24 protein-coding genes are annotated in these 24281 nt (G+C 61.1%); 13 read left to right on the top strand and 11 right to left on the bottom strand.

From position 1 onward, the window contains the following. Positions 1-38 precede the first annotated feature (38 nt). The 4 genes from BT204_RS03020 to BT204_RS03005 form a co-directional block, all read right to left on the bottom strand. Positions 39-659: a 2-dehydro-3-deoxy-6-phosphogalactonate aldolase gene (locus BT204_RS03020; protein ID WP_057975191.1), complete on the bottom strand. Its 621-nt coding sequence runs from the start codon at positions 657-659 to the stop codon at positions 39-41. A gap of 1 nt (position 660) precedes the next feature. Then, positions 661-1620, bottom strand: coding sequence for a 2-dehydro-3-deoxygalactonokinase (locus BT204_RS03015; RefSeq protein ID WP_034129204.1), 960 nt, complete (start codon positions 1618-1620; stop codon positions 661-663). 176 nt (positions 1621-1796) lie between these two features. After that, the gene (locus tag BT204_RS03010) at positions 1797-2123 is read right to left on the bottom strand and encodes a DOPA 4,5-dioxygenase family protein (protein WP_014716300.1); all 327 of its coding nucleotides are present in this window, start codon (positions 2121-2123) and stop codon (positions 1797-1799) included. A 30-nt stretch (positions 2124-2153) separates the two neighbouring features. Next, entirely contained in the window at positions 2154-3104 is a 951-nt protein-coding gene (locus BT204_RS03005; RefSeq protein ID WP_072445692.1) for a choline sulfate utilization transcriptional regulator, read from the bottom strand. 103 nt (positions 3105-3207) lie between these two features. Between BT204_RS03005 and betC the strand changes: the two genes are divergently transcribed. From betC to BT204_RS02990, 3 genes are all read left to right on the top strand, one after another. Then, entirely contained in the window at positions 3208-4722 is a 1515-nt protein-coding gene (gene betC, locus BT204_RS03000) for a choline-sulfatase (protein WP_054920979.1), read from the top strand. An 18-nt stretch (positions 4723-4740) separates the two neighbouring features. Beyond that, entirely contained in the window at positions 4741-5655 is a 915-nt protein-coding gene (gene choX, locus BT204_RS02995) for a choline ABC transporter substrate-binding protein (protein ID WP_072445691.1), read from the top strand. Positions 5656-5874: 219 nt separating this feature from the next. Beyond that, complete coding sequence (locus BT204_RS02990; RefSeq protein ID WP_072445690.1) at positions 5875-7443, top strand: SulP family inorganic anion transporter; 1569 nt, start codon at positions 5875-5877, stop codon at positions 7441-7443. Positions 7444-7571: 128 nt separating this feature from the next. On the opposite strand, the gene aroE is transcribed toward BT204_RS02990, so the two are convergent. Next, the gene (aroE, locus tag BT204_RS02985) at positions 7572-8390 is read right to left on the bottom strand and encodes a shikimate dehydrogenase (protein WP_057975195.1); all 819 of its coding nucleotides are present in this window, start codon (positions 8388-8390) and stop codon (positions 7572-7574) included. Beyond that, complete coding sequence (hemF, locus tag BT204_RS02980; protein WP_054898863.1) at positions 8390-9322, bottom strand: oxygen-dependent coproporphyrinogen oxidase; 933 nt, start codon at positions 9320-9322, stop codon at positions 8390-8392. The genes aroE and hemF overlap by 1 nt, the downstream gene beginning before the upstream one ends. 178 nt (positions 9323-9500) lie before the next feature. Between hemF and BT204_RS02975 the strand changes: the two genes are divergently transcribed. Next, positions 9501-10478, top strand: coding sequence for a quinone oxidoreductase family protein (locus BT204_RS02975; protein WP_034129198.1), 978 nt, complete (start codon positions 9501-9503; stop codon positions 10476-10478). A 111-nt stretch (positions 10479-10589) separates the two neighbouring features. Here BT204_RS02975 and BT204_RS02970 read toward each other — a convergent pair whose 3' ends face one another. From BT204_RS02970 to BT204_RS02960, 3 genes are all read right to left on the bottom strand, one after another. After that, on the bottom strand, positions 10590-11147 hold the full coding sequence (locus BT204_RS02970) for an L-threonylcarbamoyladenylate synthase type 1 TsaC (RefSeq protein WP_034129197.1): 558 nt from the start codon (positions 11145-11147) through the stop codon (positions 10590-10592). Positions 11148-11221: 74 nt separating this feature from the next. Continuing rightward, positions 11222-12325, bottom strand: coding sequence for a DNA-processing protein DprA (gene dprA / locus BT204_RS02965; protein ID WP_072445689.1), 1104 nt, complete (start codon positions 12323-12325; stop codon positions 11222-11224). 63 nt (positions 12326-12388) lie between these two features. Beyond that, on the bottom strand, positions 12389-13165 hold the full coding sequence (locus BT204_RS02960) for a hypothetical protein (protein WP_034129195.1): 777 nt from the start codon (positions 13163-13165) through the stop codon (positions 12389-12391). A gap of 135 nt (positions 13166-13300) precedes the next feature. Here BT204_RS02960 and def point away from each other — a divergent pair, with 135 nt between their 5' ends. The 5 genes from def (at position 13301) to BT204_RS02935 (ending at position 17980) form a co-directional block, all read left to right on the top strand. Continuing rightward, a complete protein-coding gene (gene def, locus BT204_RS02955; RefSeq protein WP_020301426.1) occupies positions 13301-13807 on the top strand; it encodes a peptide deformylase in 507 nt (168 codons plus the stop codon). Positions 13808-13876: 69 nt separating this feature from the next. Further along, positions 13877-14830: a methionyl-tRNA formyltransferase gene (fmt, locus tag BT204_RS02950; protein WP_072445688.1), complete on the top strand. Its 954-nt coding sequence runs from the start codon at positions 13877-13879 to the stop codon at positions 14828-14830. Next, the gene (gene rsmB, locus BT204_RS02945) at positions 14827-16137 is read left to right on the top strand and encodes a 16S rRNA (cytosine(967)-C(5))-methyltransferase RsmB (RefSeq protein WP_072445687.1); all 1311 of its coding nucleotides are present in this window, start codon (positions 14827-14829) and stop codon (positions 16135-16137) included. The genes fmt and rsmB overlap by 4 nt, the downstream gene beginning before the upstream one ends. A gap of 22 nt (positions 16138-16159) precedes the next feature. Next, entirely contained in the window at positions 16160-17533 is a 1374-nt protein-coding gene (gene trkA / locus BT204_RS02940; protein ID WP_072445686.1) for a Trk system potassium transporter TrkA, read from the top strand. A 135-nt stretch (positions 17534-17668) separates the two neighbouring features. After that, positions 17669-17980 (top strand): tetratricopeptide repeat protein, encoded by a 312-nt coding sequence (locus BT204_RS02935; RefSeq protein WP_034129192.1) that lies wholly within the window; start codon positions 17669-17671, stop codon positions 17978-17980. Between the two features lie 183 nt (positions 17981-18163). Here BT204_RS02935 and BT204_RS02930 read toward each other — a convergent pair whose 3' ends face one another. Beyond that, positions 18164-19051 (bottom strand): lysophospholipid acyltransferase, encoded by an 888-nt coding sequence (locus tag BT204_RS02930; protein ID WP_014716285.1) that lies wholly within the window; start codon positions 19049-19051, stop codon positions 18164-18166. A gap of 40 nt (positions 19052-19091) precedes the next feature. Beyond that, on the bottom strand, positions 19092-19649 hold the full coding sequence (gene tag / locus BT204_RS02925; RefSeq protein ID WP_003187266.1) for a DNA-3-methyladenine glycosylase I: 558 nt from the start codon (positions 19647-19649) through the stop codon (positions 19092-19094). An 81-nt stretch (positions 19650-19730) separates the two neighbouring features. Here tag and glyQ point away from each other — a divergent pair, with 81 nt between their 5' ends. The 4 genes from glyQ to BT204_RS02905 all read left to right on the top strand — a co-directional run bounded on the left by glyQ (position 19731) and on the right by BT204_RS02905 (position 24127). Beyond that, positions 19731-20684 carry a glycine--tRNA ligase subunit alpha gene (glyQ, locus tag BT204_RS02920; protein WP_003187265.1) on the top strand — a complete coding sequence of 318 codons (954 nt, stop codon included), beginning with the start codon at positions 19731-19733 and terminating at the stop codon, positions 20682-20684. After that, positions 20681-22735 (top strand): glycine--tRNA ligase subunit beta, encoded by a 2055-nt coding sequence (glyS, locus tag BT204_RS02915; protein WP_034129190.1) that lies wholly within the window; start codon positions 20681-20683, stop codon positions 22733-22735. The genes glyQ and glyS overlap by 4 nt, the downstream gene beginning before the upstream one ends. Positions 22736-22737: 2 nt before the next feature. Continuing rightward, positions 22738-23274 carry a D-glycero-beta-D-manno-heptose 1,7-bisphosphate 7-phosphatase gene (gene gmhB / locus BT204_RS02910; protein ID WP_161793233.1) on the top strand — a complete coding sequence of 179 codons (537 nt, stop codon included), beginning with the start codon at positions 22738-22740 and terminating at the stop codon, positions 23272-23274. Positions 23275-23356: 82 nt separating this feature from the next. Then, positions 23357-24127: a lysophospholipid acyltransferase family protein gene (locus BT204_RS02905; protein WP_072445685.1), complete on the top strand. Its 771-nt coding sequence runs from the start codon at positions 23357-23359 to the stop codon at positions 24125-24127. Positions 24128-24281: the final 154 nt, after the last annotated feature.

Raw genomic sequence — 24281 nt, 5'->3', positions numbered from 1 at the left:
TCTTATAGATGCAGCGCCTGTGGGAGCGGAATATGCTCTCAGCTCAGGGCTTTCCAGGCGGCGACATAAGCCTGGGCACGGCTCGCAACCTGATCCACTGTCATGCCCGGCTTGAACAGCCCGGAACCCAATCCGAAGCCCTTGGCGCCGGCGTCGGTAAACACCTGCATGTTGTCCGGGGTAATGCCGCCCACCGGCAGCAGCAACGTGCCCGCCGGCAATACCGCCAGCCATGCCTTGATCACTGAAGGGCCCATCTGCTCGGCCGGGAACAGCTTCAACACATCGGCGCCTTCGGCCAGTGCGGCAAAGGCTTCGGTAGGCGTGGCTACCCCAGGCGACAAGTACAGGCCCGCCGCTTTGGCGGCACGCAGCACCTTGGCATCGCTGTGGGGCATGACGATCACCTGGCCTCCGGCCGCCTTGACCTGTTCGACCTGCTCAGGCGTCAACACCGTGCCGGCACCGATCAGGCAATCGGCGGGCAAGCTGTCGCGCAGGGTACGGATACTGGTGTAGGGGTCTGGCGAGTTGAGCGGCACTTCGATCACGCGAAAACCCGCGTCGTACAGCACCTGGCCGACCGCCTGGGCTTCGTCGGGGCGTAGGCCGCGCAGGATGGCGATCAAACCGTTTTGTGCGAGTGCTTGCTTGAGCATGTCAGGCCTCCAGTACAGGTCGAATGAGCCCGGCGGCTTGCGCCAGTTGCCACAGGCCACGCTCGGTGGCTTCTTGCGCCAGGCTGACGTGGGCAAATCCGCAAAGGGCGAGGGCGCGTTGATAGCGGGCGCAAAGTGCAGCAGCGCCGACCAGGATGATCGGCTGATGTTTGGCCGAATCTGGCAAGCCGGCGAGCTCATGTCCGATGAGCAGGCCAGACAGGTAATCGGGTTGCTGGTCGGGCGCCAGCTGCGCGGTGAGCCCAAGGGTACGGGCACTGAACAGGGTCGAAAGCACGCCACGCTGGCCATCGTTGGACAGCGCTACGCGCACGCCTTGATCAAACGCCTCGGCCTGGAACTGCTCGCTCGCTTGTTGGGTGCGCCCCAGGATGCTGTGCTTGCTCAACACCGCAAACACTTCGCCGGTCATGAAGGTATCGAAATGGGTAATGCGGCCTTCCACCACCTCGACCCACTTGGAATGGCTGCCGGGCAGGCCGATCAACACCTGGGGCCCAAGCCCTTGCAGTACGCCGAGCACTTGGGTTTCTTCGCCACGCATGACATTGGGCAGACCCACTTGCTCGATCACCCCCGGCACGATATGCACCTGCACCCCACGCAGGCTGCGTATGCCATGCAACGCCTGGCCGAGACTGGCGACATCCACCGGCGTGCTGCGATAGGCCGCCTCGCTCCAACCCTGTGCGCTGCCGACCATGCCGCAAGCGATTACCGGCAGCCCGGGCTGGGCATCAAGCCAATCGCCGCAGGCGCTATCGAACGCCAGTTCAAAGCCGTCAGTGCATAGCACACCGGCTATTTCCCGGGGCTCTGTGGGCAAATGCATGATGCCCCAGGCTTGCGAGCGCTGTTCCAGCACAACGCCCGCGGGGCCGAGTTTGTAAGCACGAAGGGAGCTGGTCCCCCAATCGAGCGCGATCAATTGCGCCTGCATCGCTTCACCTGAAATGAGTGGGTGCTGAAAAAAGCAGATGGGCGAATATAAACCTAGGGAGCGAAATATCTCAATATATAAATATCAATCCCATATAATGAGACAAGACAAGATAAATCCTACAACCATTCTTGTTTTTACTTAGGGAAGGCCGCGGATTTATCGGGTAAGGAAGGTTAAAAAATCGACAAGTCCAGCTCGCGCATCGCGCCCATCCAGATGGCGTAATCGGTGTGGTCCTTGAGGTCGTCACCGGTTTCAGGGTGCAGGAACACCACCAGACCATTGCGATGCAGCGCCAGCCACGGCAACACCACACCGATATATTCCGGCTCGAACGCCAGCTGGCAACTCCAATCCGGGTGCGGGCCCACGGGCCGCTCGTGCACACGGCCCATGCGCAGCGGGAACAACTTGGCGGCGTCCTCACAGAGCGTGCGCGCCTGCTCAATCGTGCTGGCGTCGAAGTAGATATGGGCGTGGTAGCCCTTGATACGTTGCATGACTGACTCCGGTTCCACTGTGGGCCGATCCTAGACCGCAATCGACGGCAGGGCCAGCCCGGTCAACGAGTGCGCACTGTTGGCCTGTTCCGCCACAAGCCACTCGACAAAGCGGTCCACCAACTGTCCGCGGCGTTTGCGCTGGGGTTGCACCACGTAATAGCCCAAGCGCGAGATCACCGTGGAGCTGATCGGCCGGCACAGCCAATTCTGCTCCAGCAGGTTATCCACCAGGTGGCGCCAGCCGATGGCGACGCCCTGGCCGGCAATCGCGGCCTGGATCAGCAAGGTGTAGTTGTCGAAGCGCAATTGCCCCGGGGTCGGCGCAGCCGTGATACCCAGTTCGCGGAACACGCCGTTCCAGTCAAACCATTGGCTGTTGTTTTCCTGGCGCAGGTGCAGCAACGGGCAGTCTTGCAAGGTCGGCACCGTCAGGGGCGCGACCTGCTCCTTGAGCCACTGTGGGCTGCACACCGGGAACACTTCCTCATTGAACAACCACAGGCTCTCGCCCTGCTTGAAACGGCCATCGCCGAACAGCACCGCCACATCAATATCGCTGCGCAGGGTGGCCGGGTTGCGCTCACTGGTGACCAGGCTGACATCCACCTGCGGGTTGGCCTGGTGAAAACGATGCAGGCGTGGCATCAGCCAATAGGCGGCGAAGGCAAAGTCGGTGGCGACTTGCAGCACTTCATGCTGGCTTTGTTGAGTGATGGCGCCGAGCCCCTGGTTGATGTTCTGCAGGCCGCCTTGCACATGCTCGAACAGCAGGGCACCGGCGTCAGTCAGTTCGATGCCGCGGTAAATGCGATCAAACAGGCGGATCGCCAGTTGCTCTTCAAGGCGTTTGATTTGCTGGCTGACCGCCGGTTGGGTGGTGCCCAGCTCCATCGCGGCCGCGGTGAAACTGCGATGACGCGCCGCTGCCTCAAAGGCGCGCAGCAAATCGAGAGAGAGGTCACCCAGCGCTTCATACATAAGCTCAACTTATCCTAGTCATTGCTGCTCATGGGCTTTACCCCATAATTCATGGGCCGCATGCTCATTGGCATAAACACTGCCTATGGAATGCCGAGAAACCATGAAGCGCAAGAACATTCTTTTCATCATGGCCGATCAGATGGCCGCGCCGATGCTGCCGTTCTACGGGCCTTCCCCGATCAAGCTGCCCAACCTCAGCCGCCTGGCGGCACAAGGCGTGGTGTTCGACGCCGCCTATTGCAACAGCCCGCTGTGCGCACCGTCGCGCTTCACCTTGGTCAGCGGCCAGTTGCCGAGCAAGATCGGCGCCTACGACAACGCCGCCGATTTCCCCGCCGATGTGCCGACCTATGCCCACTACTTGCGCCGCCTGGGCTACCGCACCGCACTGTCGGGCAAGATGCACTTCTGCGGCCCCGACCAGTTACACGGCTATGAGGAGCGCCTGACCAGCGACATCTATCCCGCCGACTACGGCTGGGCAGTGAACTGGGATGAGCCAGACGTACGCCCTACCTGGTATCACAACATGTCCTCGGTGCTGCAAGCCGGCCCGTGCGTGCGCACCAACCAGCTGGATTTCGACGAAGAGGTGGTGTTCAAGGCCCAGCAATATCTGTTCGACCATATCCGTGAGGAAGGTGACCAGCCGTTTTGCCTGACGGTGTCGATGACCCATCCCCACGACCCTTACACCATTCCCAAGCCGTTCTGGGACTTGTACGCAGACACCGACATCCCAATGCCCGCGACGCCGCCCCAGGCCGACCTCGACCCGCATTCCCAGCGGCTGCTCAAGGTTTATGACTTGTGGGACAAACCGCTGCCTGTGGATAAGATCCGCGACGCCCGCCGCGCCTACTTCGGTGCGTGCAGCTACATCGACAGCAACGTCGGCAAGCTGCTGCAGACCCTGGAAGAGACCGGCCTGGCCGACGACACCCTGATCATTTTCTCTGGCGACCACGGCGACATGCTTGGCGAGCGCGGCCTCTGGTACAAAATGCACTGGTTTGAAATGGCCGCCCGCGTGCCGCTGCTGATCAGTGCGCCGGGGCAGTTCGCCGCTGGCCGCGTCACCCAGGCCGTGTCGACCGCCGACTTGTTGCCGACCCTGGTGGAATTGGCCGGCGGCAAGCTGGACCCGGACTTGCCGCTGGACGGCCGCTCACTGGTCCCGCACTTGCAGGGGCAGGGCGGGCATGACGAAGTGTTTGGCGAATACATGGCCGAAGGCACCGTCAGCCCATTGATGATGATTCGCCGGGGCGCCTACAAATTCATCTACAGCGAGGACGATCCTTGCCTATTGTTCGATGTGCACAACGACCCGAGCGAGCAGGAAAACCTCAGCCAGTCAGCTGAACATCGGCCATTGTTCGAGGCGTTCTTGCGTGAAGCGCGGGCTAAATGGGATATCCCGGCGATCCATCAACAGGTGCTCGCCAGCCAACGCCGTCGCCGACTGGTGTTTGAAGCGCTGACCCATGGCAAGCTCAAGAGCTGGGATCACCAGCCACTGGTAGACGCCAGTCAGCAGTACATGCGCAACCATATCGACCTTGATGACCTGGAGCGCAAAGCACGTTTTCCACAACCCTGCCAAAACCAATAAGTAGACAGAGGGAAGGCCATGCAAAAGTTGACCGTGGTACTGAGTTTGGTGATGCTCAGCAGCGCCCAGGTGTACGCAGACACCCGCTGCGAAACGGTAAAGATGGCCGACCCAGGCTGGAGCGATATTGCCGCCACCAACGCTATCACCAGTTTCCTGCTGACGGGCATGGGCTATCAACCCAAGGTCGACACCTTGGCGGTGCCGATTACCTTCGGCGGGCTCAAGGACGGCCAGGTGGATGTCTTCCTCGGCAACTGGATGCCGGCGCAGCAAGGCTTCTACGACAAGTTCGTGGCCAATGGCGATGTGGTGCAACTGGCGAAGAACCTGGATGGCACCGAGTTCACCCTCGCCGTGCCGGACTATGTGTGGGACGCCGGGGTGCATGACTTTGCCGACCTGAATAAATTTGCCGACAAGTTCGACAAGAAGATCTACGGCATTGGCTCCGGCGCGCCAGCCAATATCTCGCTGCAGGAGATCATCAAGAAGAATGATTTCGACCTTGGGCAGTGGAAGCTGATCGAGTCAAGCGAACAGGCGATGCTCGCAGAGGTCTCGCGAGCGGTGAAAAAACAGCGTTTTATCACCTTTCTCGGCTGGACCCCGCACCCGATGAACGTGCAACTGAAAATGCGCTACCTCAAGGGCGGCGAGCAGTACTTTGGTGCCTCCGGCAGCGTCTATACCTTGACCCGCAAGGGTTACGCACAAGCGTGCCCCAATATCGGAAAACTGCTGACCAACCTGAGTTTTACCCAGCCCATGGAGAACAGCATCATGGCTGACGTGGCCAACAACAAGGTCAGCAATGCGCAGGCGGCGAAGGCGTGGATCAAGGCCAACCCGGCAGTGTTGGACCAGTGGTTGGAGGGCGTGAAAACCCTGGATGGCCAGGAGGCGTTGCCAGCGGTAAAAGCCAAACTCTGACGTTAAAATCGGACGCAGAGCGTCCCGAGCAGCATTCCCACGCAGAGCGTGGGAACGATCCCTCTGACGCTTGCCGGCGACCCTGTGGGAGCTGGCTTGCCTGCGATAGCATCACCCCGGTATGCCTGTCACACCGAGGCGCCAGCATCGCAGGCAAGCCAGCTCCCACAAGTACCCATGCATTGATACTCTTGCCAAAACCCTTTACCCGAGCCTGCGATGCCCCGGCCCAACCGCCATACACTTTTGCCCTTCCTGCGCTGGCTGCCGCGCCAAACCCGCGCCAGCGTCGGCCGGGATGCCATCGTCGGCCTCAGCGGCGCTGTGCTTGCGCTGCCGCAGTCGATTGCCTACGCACTGATCGCCGGTCTCCCTCCCGAATACGGGCTCTACGCCGCCATCATCCCGGTATTGATCGCCTGCCTGTGGGGCTCGTCCTGGCACCTGATCTGCGGGCCCACGGCCGCCATCTCCATTGTGCTTTACGCCAGCATCAGCCCATTGGCCGTGCCAGGCTCCCAGGACTACATTACCCTCATCCTGTTGCTGACCTTCCTCGCCGGGGTGTTCCAGTGGTTGCTCGGCCTGCTGCGCTTCGGCGCGTTGGTGAACTTCGTCTCCCATTCGGTGGTGCTGGGTTTCACCCTGGGCGCCGCCGTAGTGATCGCCTTGGGGCAACTGCCCAACCTGCTCGGCTTGGATTTACCGAGCCAGGCCACGGCTATCAATGGCCTGCTGGCGCTGATCGACCATCGTGGCGAGTGGGACCACGCGTCCCTGGCCCTGGGGCTGGGTACGTTGCTGACAGGTATGCTGCTCAAGTACCTGGTGCCACGCTGGCCGACACTGTTGATCGCCTTGGTGTTGGGCAGCGTGGCGGCATGGCTGTGGCCGGCGATGTTCGGGCATGTGGCACGGGTCAGTTCGTTTATTGGCAAACTGCCGCCGTTCAGCCCGTTGCCGATGGATCTGGATCTGGTGCTGCGCCTGCTGCCCAGTGCCGTGGCGGTGGGGATGTTGGGGTTGGTGACCAGCCTGTCGATTGCCCGTTCGCTGTCCGCCCGCTCGCAACAACTGCTCGACGCCAACCAGGAAGTACGCGCCCAGGGTTTATCCAACATCGTGGGCGGATTTTTTTCCGGCTACCTGTCAGCCGGATCGTTCACCCGCTCGGGCCTCAGTTATGAGGCGGGTGCCTGTTCGCCATTGGCGGGGGTGTTTTCGGCCCTGTGGGTGGCGTTATTCGCGTTATTTGGCGCAGCGTTGATTGCGCATATTCCGATCCCGAGCATGGCGGCGAGTATCCTGCTGATCTGCTGGGGCCTGGTGGACCACCGCGGCATTCGTGCGCTGTTCCGGGTCAGCCGCGCCGAATTTGTGGTGATGAGCCTGACCTGTGTCGCCACCTTGTTGTTGGAGCTGCAAACGGCGATCTATGCCGGGGTACTGGCGTCGCTGTTTTTCTACCTCAAGCGCACCTCGCAGCCACGGGTGCAACACTGGCGCGACGGTGAAGCGGATGTGTTGCGGGTGGGCGGCTCGATCTTCTTTGGCGCCAGCCATTACCTGCAAGTGCGCCTGCAACGTCTGCAGGGTGAGCGGGTGGTGATCGAGGCGCAGCAGATCAACTTTATCGACTATTCCGGGGTGGAGATGCTGCACCAGGAGGCGCGGCGGTTGGCGGGGTTGGGCCGTAGCTTGACGTTGCGTGGGGCCAGGCCGCAGGTGGTCGAGGAATTGATGAAGCTGGAGGGGCCGGATAACTGCCCCCTCCATTTCGAAGCTTAAACCCGATCAACTGTGGGAGCTGGCTTGCCTGCGATAGCGGTGGATCAGCCAGCACATGGGTAACTGACCTATTACTATCGCAGGCAAGCCAGCTCCCACATTAAGTGTGCCCACATCAGCGTGTGGGATCAGGCCAATTGCCGGCGCAGTTCGGCCAGTACGGGCGCTGAATCCGGACGCACACCGCGCCACAGCAAGAAGGCTTCCGCCGCTTGTTCCACCAGCATGCCCAAGCCATCCATCGCCACCGCCGCGCCTTGCTCGCTCGCCCAGCGGCAGAATGCGGTGGGTTCCTTGGCGTACATCATGTCGTAGCAGAAGGTCTTGCCCGGCTCGATCAGGCTGCCGGCAATCGGCGGTACATCGCCTGACAGGCTGGCCGACGTGGCATTGATGATCACATCCACCGGCTCCCGCAACCAGTCGAAACCACTGGCAGACACCGGGCCCAGGTCATCGAACAGCTCAGCCAGTCGCTCGGCCTTTTCCACGGTGCGGTTGGCGATGATCAACGACGAGGGTTGCTGCGCCAGCAACGGCTCCAGCGCACCGCGTACCGCGCCACCGGCGCCCAACAACAGGATGCGTTTGCCTTGCAGGCTCAGCCCGGCATTGACCGTCAAGTCGCGCACCAGGCCCGCGCCGTCGGTGTTGTCGCCCAACAACGTGCCGTCAGCCAATTTGCTCAAAGTGTTTACGGCGCCGGCGCGCTGCGCCCGTTCGGTCAGGGTATTGGCCAAGCGATAGGCCTCTTCCTTGAACGGCACGGTCACGTTGGCGCCACGGCCGTGTTGGAAGAACTCACGGGCACAGGCGGTGAAGTCCTCCAACGGCGCGAGCATCGTGCTGTAGTGCAGTTGTTCGCCGGTCTGGGCAGCGAACAGACGATGAATCAGCGGCGATTTGCTATGGCCGATGGGATTGCCGAACACAACATAACGGTCCATCACACCGCCGCCTTGGGCGCGGCAACGCCGAGCCAGTCACGGTCTTGCAGGAAGTAGTCGGTGAGGCGCGCCTCTTCGCTGCCGGCTTCGGCCTTCCAGTCGTAGCTCCAGCGTACCTGAGGTGGCAGCGACATCAGGATCGACTCCGTACGCCCGCCCGATTGCAGGCCGAACAGGGTGCCACGGTCATAGACCAGGTTGAACTCAACGTAGCGGCCCCGGCGGAACTCCTGGAACTGGCGTTGTTGCTCGGTGTACGCCATGGCCTTGCGACGCTGCACAATCGGCAGGTAGGCATCGATGTAGGCATCGCCGATGGCGCGGATGAAGGCGAAGCAGGTGTCAAAGCCCCACTCGTTCAAGTCATCGAAGAACAGGCCACCGATGCCACGGGGCTCGTTGCGGTGCTTGATGTGGAAGTAGGTGTCACACCAGGCCTTGTAGCGTGAGTACACGTCCGGGCCAAACGGTGCACAGGCCTTCTCGGCCACGCGGTGCCAATGAATGCAGTCTTCTTCATTGCCGTAATACGGGGTGAGATCGAAGCCACCACCGAACCACCACACCGGTTCTTCGCCTTCTTTTTCAGCGATGAAAAACCGCACATTGGCGTGGGAAGTCGGTACATGCGGGTTATGCGGATGGATCACCAGCGACACACCCAGGGCCTCAAACCCACGGCCCGCCAGTTCAGGGCGATGGGCACTGGCAGACGGTGGCAGACCGCTGCCAAACACGTGGGAAAAGTTGACACCGCCTTTTTCGATCACCGAACCGTTTTCCATCACACGGGTACGACCGCCACCGCCGGCTGGCCGGGTCCAGGCGTCTTCGATAAAGCGAGTGTCCGTCTCGAAGGTTTCCAGGGCGCTGCAAATGCGGTCTTGCAGGTCAAGCAGGTAGGCTTTAACGGCCTCGGTGCGGGTAGTCATGGCATCACCTTGAATCGGGCAAAGCTACGCGAGGCCCATGGGGCGTCGGCGGCAAATGGGCGCACAGGATACCACTGCGCCTACATGCCACTGCACTTAGGTGCGCAGCAGTTGACGAGGATCAAGCTTAGGAGTCCGATAGGGGGCTACGCAGATTCGAACCCAAGGAGAAGTGCAGATGGCCAAACGTATCCAGTTCAGCGCCCATGGCGGCCCCGAAGTACTTGAATATGTGGACTACACGCCAGCGGAGCCTGGCCCACAGCAGGTTCGGGTGCGCAACGAGGCCATCGGCCTGAACTTCATCGACACCTACTTCCGCAGTGGCCTCTACGCGCCGCCAGCGCTGCCATCGGGCCTGGGTGCGGAAGGCGCTGGCGTGGTGGACGCGGTGGGCAGTGAAGTCAGCCAATTCAAAGTTGGCGACCGCGTGGCCTACGGCAGCGGCCCGCTGGGTGCCTACAGCGAGCTGCATGTGTTGCCTGCGGCCAACCTGGTGCACTTGCCGGATGAGATCAGCTTTGAACAGGCCGCCGGCGCCATGCTCAAAGGCCTGACCGTGCAATACCTGTTGCGCCAGACCTATGAGCTCAAAGGCGGTGAAACCATTTTGTTCCACGCCGCTGCGGGTGGCGTGGGTTCCCTGGCCTGCCAATGGGCCAAGGCCCTGGGGGTGAAGTTGATCGGCACGGTCAGCTCGCCGGAAAAGGCCGCCCTGGCCAAATCCCTCGGCGCCTGGGAAACCATCGACTACAGCAAGGAAGATGTCGCACAACGCGTACTGGAATTGACTGACGGCAAGAAGTGCCCGGTGGTGTACGACGGCGTCGGCAAGGACACCTGGCTGACCTCACTGGACAGCGTGGCGCCACGGGGTTTGGTGGTGAGCTTCGGCAATGCGTCGGGTGCGGTGGATGGGGTGAACCTGGGGATTCTGTCGGCGAAGGGTTCGCTGTACGTAACCCGGCCAACGTTGGCGACCTACGCCAACAGTGCGGCAAACTTGCAGGCGATGGCGGACGATCTGTTTTCGATGATCAAGAGCGGCAAGGTGCGCATTGATATCAACCAGCGCTACCCGCTGGCGGAGGCGGCCAAAGCGCAGACGGAGTTGTCGGCGCGGCGCACGACTGGCTCAACCATTCTGCTGCCTTAAGATCGTTCCCACGCTCTGCGTGGGAATGCATACCGTGACGCTCTGCGTCACAAGCGGACGCAGAGCGTCCAATGCGGCGTTCCCACGCAGAGCGTGGGAACGAGCTGCACCTTACGAGGGGCGCACCACATCACCCGTCACCAGGTCCCGAATCAGGCTCGGGTTCTTGCGCCCACCCAGGGCGCCGCCCAACACCAAGTCCACTTGCCCGCGAAAATACTGCTCTACGCGAAGCCGCGTGCGGGCCGCCGGGCGGCCCTGAGGGTTGGCCGAGGTGGAAATCAACGGGCCGACCTGGGCGCACAAATCTCTCACCAACGGATGATCACTGACCCGCAGCGCTACGGTGTCATGCACACCCGTGACCCATTCAGGCAGCAAGTCTTGATGGGGCACCAGCCAGGTATTCGGCCCTGGCCAAGTGCTGGCCATGCGTTCGATCCACGTTTGCGGGAAATCTTCAAACAGAAAGTCGAACTGACGAATATTATCCGCCACCAGGATCAGGCCTTTGTCGACCGAGCGGTTCTTGATCGCCAACAGTCGATCCACTGCTTCTTCGTTCCACGGGTCGCAGCCCAGGCCCCAAACCGCTTCGGTCGGATAGGCGATCACTGCGCCTGCGCGAATTTCCCGTGCGGCTTCCAGCACACGCCACCTGTTGACCATTGTTTACTCTCCGGACTAAAGCTCTGGGCAGTTTACCGATCTTCGTTACAAAACCTAGCGCCAAAAACGGGCCACTACAAAAGCGGGCACCGCGCCAGCCAGCGCCCGCTTTCGCAAATCACTTGGCCCTCCAACTCCAGTTCCGTCAGGGTGGCCAGTACTTGGGACAACGGCCGACCGCTGGCAATCGCCAAGGCTTCGCTGCTATGCGGTGCCGCGTGCAGCAGCGCCACCAACGGATGGATCACGGGCACCGGCGCAGCATGGGACAACCGCTGCCAACCGCGCAGGCTTTCAAGAATGTGCTCGATGGTTTCCACAAGCACCGCGCCATCACGGATCAGCTGATGACAGCCCTTGGCGGCGGGGTGGTGGATGGAACCCGGAATCGCGTACACCTCGCGCCCTTGCTCCGCCGCCAGGCGTGCGGTGATCAGCGAGCCGCTGGCCATACTGGCCTCCACCACCAGCACGCCTAACGACAGCCCGCTGATAATCCGGTTGCGCCGTGGGAAATTGCCGGCCTGGGGCGCTGCATCCAGCGGAAATTCGGAAACCACGGCGCTGCCTTGGGCAATCATCGCCGCGGCGAGCCTGCGATGGCGCTGTGGATAAAAATTTTCCAGGCCAGTGCCGAGCACGCCGATGGTATGGCCGCCTACGTCCAATGCCGCCTGGTGCGCCGCGCCGTCAATGCCCACCGCCAGCCCACTGGTGATGACAAAACCGGCGCTCGCCAGGCTACGGGAAAAGGCCGCTGCCGTGTCCATGCCCGGGCGAGAGGCACGCCGACTTCCCACCATGGCCAACTGTGGTTTTTCCAGAATACCGGGGTCGCCCGCCACGAATAACAACGGCGGCGCACCGTCGATCTGCGCGAGCAACGCCGGGTAATCAGGTTGGTCCCACATCAGCAAATGCTGGGCCGGGCGCCCCAGCCAGGCCAACGCTTCACTGGCACCGTCACGGACTTTGGGGCTACGTCGGGCCTCGGCACTGACGGCGGGCAAACCGAGGGAATGCCAGGCGCTGGCGGGAGCACTCAGGGCCTTGGAAGCGCAACCAAAGGCTTCGATCAATACGTGAAAACGCTTGGGCCCCAGTTCTGGCAGCCTGTGCAAGCGTAGCCGGGCTTCCAGCTCTGCCGGGGAAATATCGCTACTGTTTATCGGATTCATATGATCATCCTTGACCGGAACAAGCTGTGGATAACTCTGTTGGTAACTTATTTAGCAGGCTATTTATTGCGCTTGATCAGCCGTCTCGAAACGGTCTTGCACGGCTAGCGACCGTGAAGCACTGAGCACCAGGGCATAGCTGAGCTTTTCATAGGTACGAAACACCAGAAGGGTGCCGGCTCGCTCATCCGGGAGTGGCGTGGGCGTGCCGGTGAGGGCGTCTCGCACGGTGGCGCCAGCCTTGATCACCGTCAGCAGTTGGCCCTCCACCAGGCCATCGCGGCGGCCCTTGTTCAGGGTCACAGCGTCGAGCACGCCAATCTGCGTGACGCCCTTGGGGATGTCGATGATATGCCCTGTAATCAAGGGTGCAGGTTTGCACGGCTCCAGGTTCGCCAAAGCAACGGGAGGCTCGGCGCGCAACAAGCGGTCGCCTGGGCGGATTTCCTGGGTCACCCGTTGCACTGCGAGGGTGGTGAGGCTGTCGGCAAGCACAAAGCGCGCAGTGCCGATGTCGTCGGCATTGATGCCGAGTAACTCCTGGGTAACGGGGTCGGTGTAGGCCTTGCCTCGGCGAAAGATCCCGTAGCTCGGCTGGGCCGGGTCCAGACGCCCGCGCGCATGCACACGCTCGTCGTTGGCACCCAGCACGCGCCCGCCTTGCGCCGCAATAATATAAGGCGCGTTATCCAGGTCCTCGGGCGAGTCAAAAATACGGTTGTGCAGTAAAAAATGCTGGATGGCCTGTTGCGCTGCCTGATCCAGGCGCTCAGTGGGTTGCGCAATCAACGCCGTGGCGAACGGGGCCCACAGCAGCAAGACGAGTAGCGATTTCCTCATGGGGTGAATCTCCTTTATTATGTGCGTTCGCGTGAAATGCCATGGCCTTCGCGGCTTCCGAGCGTTTCACACCGGCCGTATGGGTCCATCCCACCGCCGATTTGTCTCTTCCTCACATGTGCAGCAATTACGCTTATGGCTATTTTGAACATCCTCGAATTTCCCGACTCGCGCCTGCGCACGATCGCCAAGCCGGTGGCCGTAGTGGACGACAAGGTTCGTCAGTTGGTCGATGACATGTTTGAAACAATGTATGAAGCCCCGGGCATCGGCCTCGCCGCTACCCAGGTCAACGTGCATCTGCGTGTCGTGGTCATGGACCTGTCGGAAGATCGCAGCGAACCTCGGGTGTACATCAACCCTGAGTTCGAACCGCTGACCGAAGAGATGGGCGAATACCAGGAAGGCTGCCTGTCGGTGCCGGAGTTCTACGAGAATGTGGAACGCCCGCTGCGTGTGAAGATCAAGGCGCTGGACCGTGACGGCAAGCCTTTCGAACTGGTTGCCGAAGGCCTGCTGGCGGTGTGTATCCAGCATGAATGCGACCACCTCAACGGCAAGCTGTTTGTCGATTACCTGTCCACGCTCAAGCGTGACCGCATCAAGAAGAAGCTGGAAAAAAAGCATCGCCAGCAAGCCTGATGCCCTTCTTCCAAAGGCTTGCTGCGGCAAGCCTTTTTCTTTTGTGACTGTTTTTAACCGAGAACTCCCATGACCGAGCCATTGCGCATTGTTTTTGCCGGCACTCCTGAATTTGCCGCCGAACACCTCAAGGCGCTGCTTGCCAGCCCTTATGACATCGTCGCGGTGTACACCCAACCGGATCGCCCGGCCGGTCGGGGGCAAAAACTGATGCCGAGCCCAGTCAAGCAATTAGCACTGGAGCACAACATTCCCGTGCTGCAGCCGCCGACCCTGCGTAACGCCGACGCCCAGGCCGAACTGGCCGCGCTGAAGCCGGACCTGCTGGTGGTGGTGGCTTACGGTTTGATCCTGCCTCAGGCTGTGCTGGATATACCGCGCCTGGGTTGCATCAACAGTCATGCTTCACTGCTGCCACGCTGGCGCGGTGCGGCGCCGATTCAGCGCGCCGTTGAAGCGGGCGATCAGGAGAGCGGCGTGACCGTGATGCGCATGGAAGCCGGCCTGGATACCGGGCCGATGCTGCTCAAAGTCACCACCCCGATCTCCGCCCAAGACACCGGCGGCAGCCTGCACGACCGCCTGGCTGAGCTGGGGCCGCCCGCCGTGATCCAGGCCATCGCTGGCCTGGCTGCCGGCACCCTGCAAGGTGAAATCCAAGACGACAGCCTGGCCACCTACGCCCACAAGCTGAACAAGGACGAAGCGCGCATCGACTGGAGCCGCCCAGCCGTGGAACTGGAGCGCCTGGTACGTGCCTTCAACCCATGGCCGATCTGCCACAGCACCCTGAACGGCGAAGCCTTGAAAGTGTTGGCCGCGACCCTGGCCGATGGCGTAGGCGCTCCCGGTGAGATCATCGGCGCCAGCAAAGACGGCCTGTTGGTGGCTTGCGGTGAACAGGCGCTGTGCCTGACGCGTCTGCAATTGCCCGGCGGCAAGGCGCTGAACTTCAGCGATCTGTTCAACAGTCGTCGTGAGAAATTCGCCCTGGGCACCACGCTTGGAGTGGTCAATCAATGAACCCACGTCTGGCCGCCGCCAAGGCTCTCGCCGCTGTGCTCAATGGCAAGGCTTCGCTGAACAGTTCTCTGCCGACGCAGTTGGATAAGGTTGAAGACCGCGACCGCGGGTTTACCCAGGACCTGGCCTTTGGCACCGCCCGTTGGCAGCCACGGTTGTCTGCGTTGGCCGCCAAGCTGCTGCAAAAACCGTTCAAAGCGGCGGACGCGGATGTCGAGGCGCTGTTGCTGGTGGGCCTCTACCAGTTGCTCTACACCCGCGTGCCGGCCCACGCCGCTATCGGTGAAACCGTCGGTTGCGCCGACAAGCTGAAAAAGCCCTGGGCCAAGGCCCTGCTCAATGCCGTGCTGCGCCGCGCCCAGCGTGAAAGCGAAACGCTGTTGGCCGAGCTGGAACATGATCCGGTGGTGCGCACCGCCCACCCGCGCTGGCTGCAAAAATCCCTGAAGGCCTTTTGGCCCGAGCAATGGGAGGCTATCTGCGCGGCCAACAACGCGCACCCGCCGATGATCCTGCGGGTCAACCGTCGCCACCACAGCCGGGATGCATACCTGCAATTACTAGCCGACGCGGCCATCAACGCCACCCCGTGCGTGTACAGCACGGACGGTATCGTGCTGGAAGTCGCCGCCGATGTACGCAGCCTGCCGGGCTTTGCCGAAGGCTGGATCAGCGTGCAGGACGAGGCCGCGCAATTGGCTGCCGATCTGCTCGATTTGGCCCCAGGCCAGCGCGTACTCGACGCCTGCTGCGCGCCAGGCGGTAAGACGTGTCACATCCTTGAGGTTGAAAAAGACCTGGCCGGTGTGGTGGCTGTGGACCTTGAGGCCAAGCGCCTGGTGCGCGTGCGGGAAAACCTTGCACGCCTGGGCCTCAACGCCGACCTGATCGCCGCCGACGGCCGCGACACCGCCACCTGGTGGGACGGCAAGCCATTCCAGCGCATCCTGCTGGACGCTCCTTGCTCCGCCACCGGCGTGATCCGACGTCATCCGGACATCAAGCTGACCCGCCAGCCCGACGACATCGCCGCCCTGGCGGTGTTGCAAGGCGAACTGCTCGACGCGCTGTGGCCAACCCTGGAAGTCGGCGGCATCCTGCTTTACGCCACCTGCTCCACGCTGCCCACCGAAAATACCGAGGTCATCCAAGCTTTCCTCGCCCGCACCAGCGGCGCGCGCGAACTGGACCTCGCCACTAGCGCCGGTATCAAGCAGCCCCACGGTCGCCAACTGCTCGCGCAGGAAGGCGGGCACGATGGCTTCTACTACGCCAAACTGATCAAGATCGCTGCCGCGCGCGGCTGAATGGTTTTAAGGGAGTGACCGGATGAAAATCATCATCCTTGGAGCAGGGCAGGTTGGTGGCACGCTGGCCGAACATTTGGCCGGTGAAGCCAACGACATCACCGTGGTCGACACCGATGCCGAGCGCCTGCGCAACCTGGGCGACCGCCTGGACATTCGTACGGTGCAAGGTCGCGCGTCGTTTCCGACGGTGCTGCGTCAGGCCGGTGCCGACGATGCCGACATGCTGGTGGCTGTGACCAACAGCGACGAGACCAACATGGTCGCCTGCCAGGTCGCCCACACCCTGTTCCATACCCCGACCAAGATCGCTCGGGTGCGGGAAGCGGCTTACCTGACCCGCGCCGGGTTGTTCGACAACGACGCCATTCCGGTGGACGTACTGATCAGCCCGGAACAGGTGGTGACCCACTACATCAAGCGCCTGATCGAAATTCCAGGTGCGTTGCAAGTCATCGACTTCGCCGAAAGCAAAGCGCAACTGGTGGCAGTGAAGGCCTATTACGGCGGGCCGTTGGTGGGCCAGCAACTGCGCCAGCTGCGTGAGCACATGCCAAACGTGGAAACCCGCGTCGCCGCGATTTTCCGCCGTGACCGGCCGATCCTGCCCCAGGGCGACACGGTGATCGAGGCTGACGACGAAGTGTTTTTCATCGCCGCCAAGGCGAACATTCGTGCGGTCATGAGCGAAATGCGCAGGCTCGACGAGAGCTACAAACGCATCGTCATCGCCGGCGGTGGGCAGATTGGCGAGCGTTTGGCCGAAGCCATCGAAAGCCGCTATCAGGTGAAGATCATCGAGATGAGCCCGACGCGGTGTCGGCATTTGTCCGACACCCTCGACAGCACTGTCGTACTGCAAGGCAGCGCCTCGGACCGTGATCTCCTGATGGAAGAGAACATCGCCGACGCGGATATCTTCCTGGCCCTGACCAACGATGACGAAGCCAATATCATGTCGTCCTTGCTGGCCAAGCGGCTGGGGGCGAAGAAGGTGATGACCATCATCAACAACCCGGCCTATGTGGACCTGATCCAGGGCGGCGATATCGACATTGCCATCAGCCCGCAGTTGGCGACCATCGGTACCTTGCTCGCCCACGTGCGCCGTGGCGACATTGTCAGCGTGCACTCGTTGCGCCGTGGCGCAGCGGAAGCCATCGAGGCGATTGCCCACGGTGACTCCAAGTCCAGCAAAGTGATTGGCAAGGCGATCCGCGATATCGGCCTGCCGCCCGGTACCACCATTGGCGCGATCATTCGCGATGAAGAAGTGATCATTGCCCATGACGATACGGTGATCGCCACCGGAGACCACGTGATTTTGTTCCTTGTGGATAAAAAATATATTCGCGATGTTGAGAAGCTGTTCCACGTGGGGCTGAGTTTTTTCTGATTAAAAAATTGTGTGAGCCTGCCGCCGCCATCGCGGGCAAGCCCGCTCCCACATGTGATCGCGCTCCAAGTGTGGGAGCGGGCTTGCCCGCGATGACGATATCGAAACCGCTATGTAGCTAAAGGATGCACAGCCATGCTCGAATCCCTGGAAAAAATGCTCGCCAAGGGTGTGGATAATTCATTGCTGCGCTTTGGCCTGGGCAAGGGTTATCTGGACCTGAAGGACAACGCAAAGGCGGCCGAGCATTTGCAGCGATGCGTCGAGTTCGATCCGAAGTATTCGGCGGCGTGGAAGTTGTTGGGCAAGGCGCACCAGGCTCAGGGTGACAGTGCCTCAGCACGACAGGCGTGGGAAAAAGGCATTGAAGCGGCCCAGGCCCACGGCGACAAGCAGGCCGAAAAAGAGATGGCAGTGTTCCTGAAGAAACTCGACCGCCAGGCTTGATTGGAAGGGGGCTTGCCTACTACCTGTAGGAGCGAGCGTGCTCGCGAAAAACCAATAGGCGCCGCGTTTATTCAGGAAACACGCGTTATCGCTGAAGTTTTTCGCGAGCAAGCTCGCTCCTACAGGCATTAGGGCTTGCCCGCTCCCACATTGGTTTCGCAGCGAATTTAAGTCAGTAGTGAATCAATACCACCGCGCCTCACCCGGCGGGCGTTTCTTGAAGCGCTTCATGCTCCACATGTACTGGCTTGGGTAAGCACCTACATAGCGCTCAACTACCTTGCTCATCGCCGCACAGGACGTCGCGGTATCGGTGCTGTACATGTCCTCCGGCGCCGCTTCCAGGATCACCTTGTAGCCCGAGCCGTCCGGCAGGCGCAGGGCGTGCAGGAATACGCCAACGGCCTTGTGGCCCGCGAGCATGTTCGGCACGAATTTACTGGTGAGCGCCTGGGTGGCAAAAAACGGTACGAAGATCCCGGCGGACTCAGCCGGCTCCGGGTCGGCAGGAATACCCACCTGGCCGCCTTTGCGCACTTCCTTGATCACACTGAGAATGCCTTCCTTGGTGGAAGCCGCCACGCGGTTGCCCAACTGCACGCGCTGCTTGCGCAGCAACTCGTCCACGGCCTTGAGCTTGGGCGGGCGATAGAAAATGATCGGTTTGCACTGGCTGCAGTAGAAGTGGTTCAACACTTCCCAGTTGCCCAGGTGGCTGGTGATGCCCACCACGCCTTTGCCAGAAGCCAGGGCCTCGTGCAGCACTTCCAGGCCCTCGACTTCGCGGACCAGGTCGATGGAGCGCTGCGCCGGCCAGATCCACGCGCAGGCGCTTTCGGTGAGGGACTTGCCGATGTCCATCAGGCTGCGGCCCACCAGGCGCTCGCGCTCTGCCGGGTCCATGTCCGGGAAGCATTTGGAGAGGTTGATCCGCACCGTATCGCGGGAACGGTTGGGGGTTTTCCACATGATCCAGCCGATCCCTGTGCCGACGGCTTGTACAGCGCGCCAGGGCAGCAGGGCAAACAACCGAAGAGCGCCTACCAGCAAGGCGCCTTTAAACTTTTCCACAGGTCACTCCTGATCGTGTGTGGTGCGCAAAGCCGGCATTCTAACCGGCGTTGACCAAGTCCGCGTAACGGTCGCAGTCCTGGGTGTGGTCCATGACCATGCCCGAGGCCTGCATGAAGGCGTAGCAGATGGTCGGCCCGACGAAAGTGAAGCCGGCCTTTTTCAAGGCTTTGCTCATGGCTTCGGCTTCGGGCGTGATCGCCGGGACGTCGCTGCGATCCTTGAAGTGATTGACCTTGGGTTTGCCGCCGACAAACGACCACAGCAACCCCACCGGGTCTTCCAGCGCCAGCCAGGCCGCGGCGTTGCGCCGGGTAGCGTTGAGCTTCAAGCGATTGCGCACGATGCCCGGGTCCTGCATCAGCACCTCGATTTCTTCATCGCTCAATTGCGCCAGACGCTGCGCGTCAAAGCCGAACAACACCTTTCGATAATGCTCGCGTTTGCGTAAAACGGTGATCCAGGACAGGCCTGCCTGGAACCCTTCGAGCAAAAGCAACTCGAACAAACCCTGCGCATCGCGCAGCGGCGTTCCCCACTCTTGATCGTGATAAGCCATGTACAGCGGATCTTCAGAACACCAAAAGCAGCGTGGCATAAGGCTCCAGGGAGTGGTGGCGGGGCCGAATCGGGTATACTCCCGCTCTTTAAATCGCAGCCCAAGTAACAGGTGAATTTCGTGAGCCAGCCTACGCCAGCCGTGCGTACCTTCCAAGACTTGATCCTCGCCCTCCAGCAATACTGGGCCGAGCAAGGTTGTGTGGTACTTCAGCCCTACGATATGGAAGTAGGCGCCGGCACTTTCCACACCGCTACATTCCTGCGGGCCATCGGCCCGGAAACCTGGAACGCCGCTTATGTGCAGCCCAGTCGCCGCCCGACTGACGGCCGCTACGGCGAAAACCCGAACCGTCTGCAGCACTACTACCAGTTCCAGGTGGTATTGAAGCCCAACCCGGACAACTTCCAGGAGCTGTACCTGGGCTCGCTCAAGCATGTGGGCCTGGACCCACTGGTGCACGACATTCGTTTCGTCGAAGACAACTGGGAATCGCCAACCCTGGGCGCCTGGGGCCTGGGCTGGGAAGTCTGGCTCAATGGCATGGAAGTGACGCAGTTCACCTATTTCCAGCAAGCCGGCGGCATCGAGTGCTACCCGGTCACTGGCGAGATCACCTATGGCCTTGAGCGCCTGGCCATGTACCTGCAAGGCGTGGACTCGGTCTACGACCTGGTATGGGCTGACGGCCCGTTCGGCAAGGTGACCTACGGCGATGTGTTCCATCAGAACGAGGTGGAGCAGTCCACCTACAACTTCGAACACGCCAACGTCGACAAGCTGTTCGAACTGTTCGACTTCTATGAAAGCGAAGCCAAGCGCCTGATCGAACTCGACCAGCCGCTGCCGTTGCCAAGCTATGAAATGGTGTTGAAGGCGTCCCATACCTTCAACCTGCTGGATGCCCGCCGTGCTATTTCGGTTACTGCGCGCCAGCAATACATCCTGCGTGTGCGCACCCTGGCGCGTTCCGTCGCCCAAGCCTACCTGCTGGCTCGCGCCAAGCTGGGCTTCCCGATGGCAACCCCGGATTTGCGTGATGAAGTGTTGGCTAAGCTGGAGGCTGCACAATGAGTGCTCAAGATTTCCTGGTTGAACTGGGCACCGAAGAGCTGCCACCCAAGGCACTCAATACCCTGGCCGATGCGTTCCTGGCCGGTATCGAAAAAGGCCTGCAGACTGCCGGCCTGAAGTTTGAAGCCAAAAAAGTCTACGCCGCGCCGCGCCGTCTGGCTGTGCTGCTGACCGCGCTGGAAACCCAGCAGCCGGACCGCAACATCAACCTGGACGGCCCACCGCGTCAGGCAGCTTTCGATGCCGACGGCAACCCGACCCAGGCCGCCCTTGGCTTTGCCAAGAAGTGTGGCGTAGAGCTGAGCGAGATCGACCAAAGTGGCCCGAAACTGCGTTTCAGCCAGGTCATCACCGGCAAGCCGACCGCCAGCCTGTTGCCGACCATCGTTGAAGACTCCCTGAACGACCTGCCTATCCCCAAGCGCATGCGCTGGGGTGCGCGCAAGGAAGAGTTCGTGCGTCCGACCCAATGGCTGGTGATGCTGCTCGGTGACCAGGTCATCGATTGCACCATCCTCGCCCAGAAGGCCGGTCGTGAGTCCCGTGGTCACCGCTTCCATCATCCAGAAAGCGTGCGTATCACTTCGCCGGCCAACTACCTCAACGACCTGCGCGCTGCTTATGTGCTGGCCGACGCCAATGAGCGTCGCGAGCTGATCAGCAAGCGCACCGAAGAATTGGCCCGCCTGCAGGAAGGCACCGCCATCGTGCCGCCAAGCCTGCTGGACGAAGTGACCGCCCTGGTGGAATGGCCGGTGCCGCTGGTGTGCTCGTTCGAAGAGCGTTTCCTCGATGTGCCGCAAGAAGCCTTGATCACCACCATGCAGGACAACCAGAAATACTTCTGCCTGCTGGATGTGGACGGTAAGTTGTTGCCGCGTTTTATCACCGTCGCCAACATCGAAAGCAAAGACCCGCAGCAGATCATCGCCGGTAACGAAAAAGTCGTGCGCCCGCGCCTGACCGACGCCGAGTTCTTCTTCAAGCAAGACAAGAAGCAGAAGCTGGAAGACTTCAACCTGCGCCTGCAAAACGTGGTGTTCCAGGAAAAACTCGGCAGCGTCTACGACAAGGCCGTGCGTGTGTCCAAGCTGGCGGCCTACATTGCCCCACGTATTGGCGGTGATGCCGCATGGGCTGCGCGTGCCGGCTTGCTGTCCAAGTGCGATCTGGCCACCGAAATGGTCGGCGAGTTCCCTGAGATGCAAGGTGTTGCCGGTTACTACTACGCCCTCAATGACGGCGAGCCGGATGATGTCGCCCTGGCCCTGAACGAGCAGTACATGCCACGCGGTGCCGGTGCAGAACTGCCGACCACCCTGACGGGTGCGGCTGTGGCGATTGCCGACAAGCTCGATACGCTGGTGGGTATCTTCGGTATCGGCATGCTGCCCACCGGCAGCAAAGACCCGTATGCCCTGCGCCGTGCGGCATTGGGCGTGCTGCGTATCCTGATCGACAAGAAGCTGGACCTCGACCTGACCCAGGCCGTGGTATTCGCCGTCGGCCAGTTCGGCACCAAGGTCAAGCAAGCCGGCCTGGCCGAGCAAGTGCTGGAGTTCGTGTTCGACCGCCTGCGTGCGCGTTACGAAGACGAAGGCGTGGACGTTTCCGTCTACCTGTCGGTACGTGCCCTGCAACCGGGTTCGGCACTGGACTTCGACCAGCGTGTACAAGCCGTGCAAGCGTTCCGCAAGCTGCCGGAAGCCGATGCCCTGGCCGCCGTGAACAAGCGCGTGTCGAACCTGCTGAGCAAGGCCGATAACCTCGGCAATGCCGAAGTCGACCCTGGCCTGTTTGCCGACGCCAAGGAGTTCTCGCTGAACTCGGCCATCGCCAAGGCAGAGAACGCCGTGAAGCCGCTGATCGCCGAGCGTGACTACGCGCAAGCGTTGGCGCGCCTGGCGTCTCTGCGTGAACCGGTAGACGCGTTCTTCGAAGCGGTGATGATCAATGCCGACGATGCCGGCGTGCGCAAAAACCGCTACGCGATGCTCGCGCGCCTGCGTGGTTTGTTCATCAATATCGCCGACATCTCCGTACTGGGCTGACCATGTTGAAACTGCTGATTCTCGATCGGGACGGGGTGATCAACTACGACTCCGACGCTTACATCAAGTCGGTGGAGGAGTGGATCCCGCTGCCCGGTTCGATCGAGGCCATCGCGCAGTTGAGCAAAGCCGGCTGGACAGTGGCCATCGCCACCAACCAGTCCGGCATCGCCCGCGGTTACTACGACATCGCCACCCTGGACGCCATGCACGCGCGGTTGCGCACGCTAGTGGCCGAACAGGGCGGTGAGGTAGGGCTGGTGGTCTACTGCCCCCACGGGCCGGACGAAGGCTGCGATTGCCGCAAGCCCAAGCCTGGCATGTTGAAAATTATTGCAGAACATTACAAGGTGCCCTTGGCTGGGATATGGTTCGTCGGGGACAGCCTCGGTGACCTGGAGGCGGCCAAAGCCGTCGACTCTCAGCCAGTTTTGGTTAAAACCGGAAAAGGCGAAAAGACCCAGGCTAAAAACCTGCCGGTAGGCACCTTGATTTTTGACGATCTGGCGGCCGTTGCCGCAGAACTTATCAACAACTAGCCGCCCTCGACTTCCTGACCAAGGACTGTTCGGGAGTGCGCTTTTAACAGGCGGGCCGTGTCCCGCAACGGTAAATGCCGCCATGTCGATCTTGCAGGCCATCAGAACCTTTTTCTTTTACCTGCTGCTGGGCACCAGTTCGTTTCTCTGGTGCACCCTGAGCTTTTTTATTGCACCCTTCCTGCCCTTCAAGGCGCGCTATCGCTTTATCAATGTCTACTGGTGCCGCTGCGCTTTGTGGCTGAGCAAGGTGTTCCTGAATATTCGTTTCGAGGTCAAGGGCGCTGAAAACGTTCCTGATCAGCCGTGCGTGATTCTCTCGAACCACCAGAGCACTTGGGAGACGTTCTTCCTCTCTGCGTATTTCTCGCCGTTGAGCCAGGTGCTCAAGCGCGAGTTGCTGTATGTGCCATTCTTCGGCTGGGCCATGGCCATGTTGCGTCCGATCGCCATCGACCGGGACAACCCCAAGGCTGCGCTCAAGCATGTCGCCAAGAAGGGCGATGAGTTGCTCAAGGACGGCGTCTGGGTGCTGATCTTCCCTGAGGGCACGCGGGTCCCCTACGGTACAGTGGGCAAGTTCTCACGCGGTGGTACCGCCCTGGCGGTCAACGCCAACCTGCCTGTGCTGCCGATTGCGCATAACGCTGGCAAGTTCTGGCCCAAGACTGGCTGGGCTAAACGCCCAGGCACTATCACCGTAGTGATCGGCGAACCGATGTATGCAGAAGGCGAAGGACCACGTGCCATCGCCGCCCTGAACGACCGCGCTGCGGCGTGGAATGAGGCGCAGCAACGGGCCATTGGCTCCCTGCCTCCGGAACCGGTGGTGGTGGAGACGCCGGCCGTTTGAGCATCTGTGGATAACCTGTGTACGCTTTGTTGGCGAATTGGCTTTTTTGCTTCATAACAAGCTGATTTTCTTACATATTTCTGAAGCTCATAAAATTCAGAAAAACGTGCATAAGTTTTTTCTTCATAAAAAACCGGTCCTTGTGACCGGTTTT

This window comes from Pseudomonas sp. NFPP02 (assembly GCF_900119355.1).
GTDB classification, from domain to species: domain Bacteria; phylum Pseudomonadota; class Gammaproteobacteria; order Pseudomonadales; family Pseudomonadaceae; genus Aquipseudomonas; species Aquipseudomonas paracarnis.
Note: the sequence above shows the minus strand (reverse complement) of the source record. Positions and strands in the feature narration are given on the sequence as shown.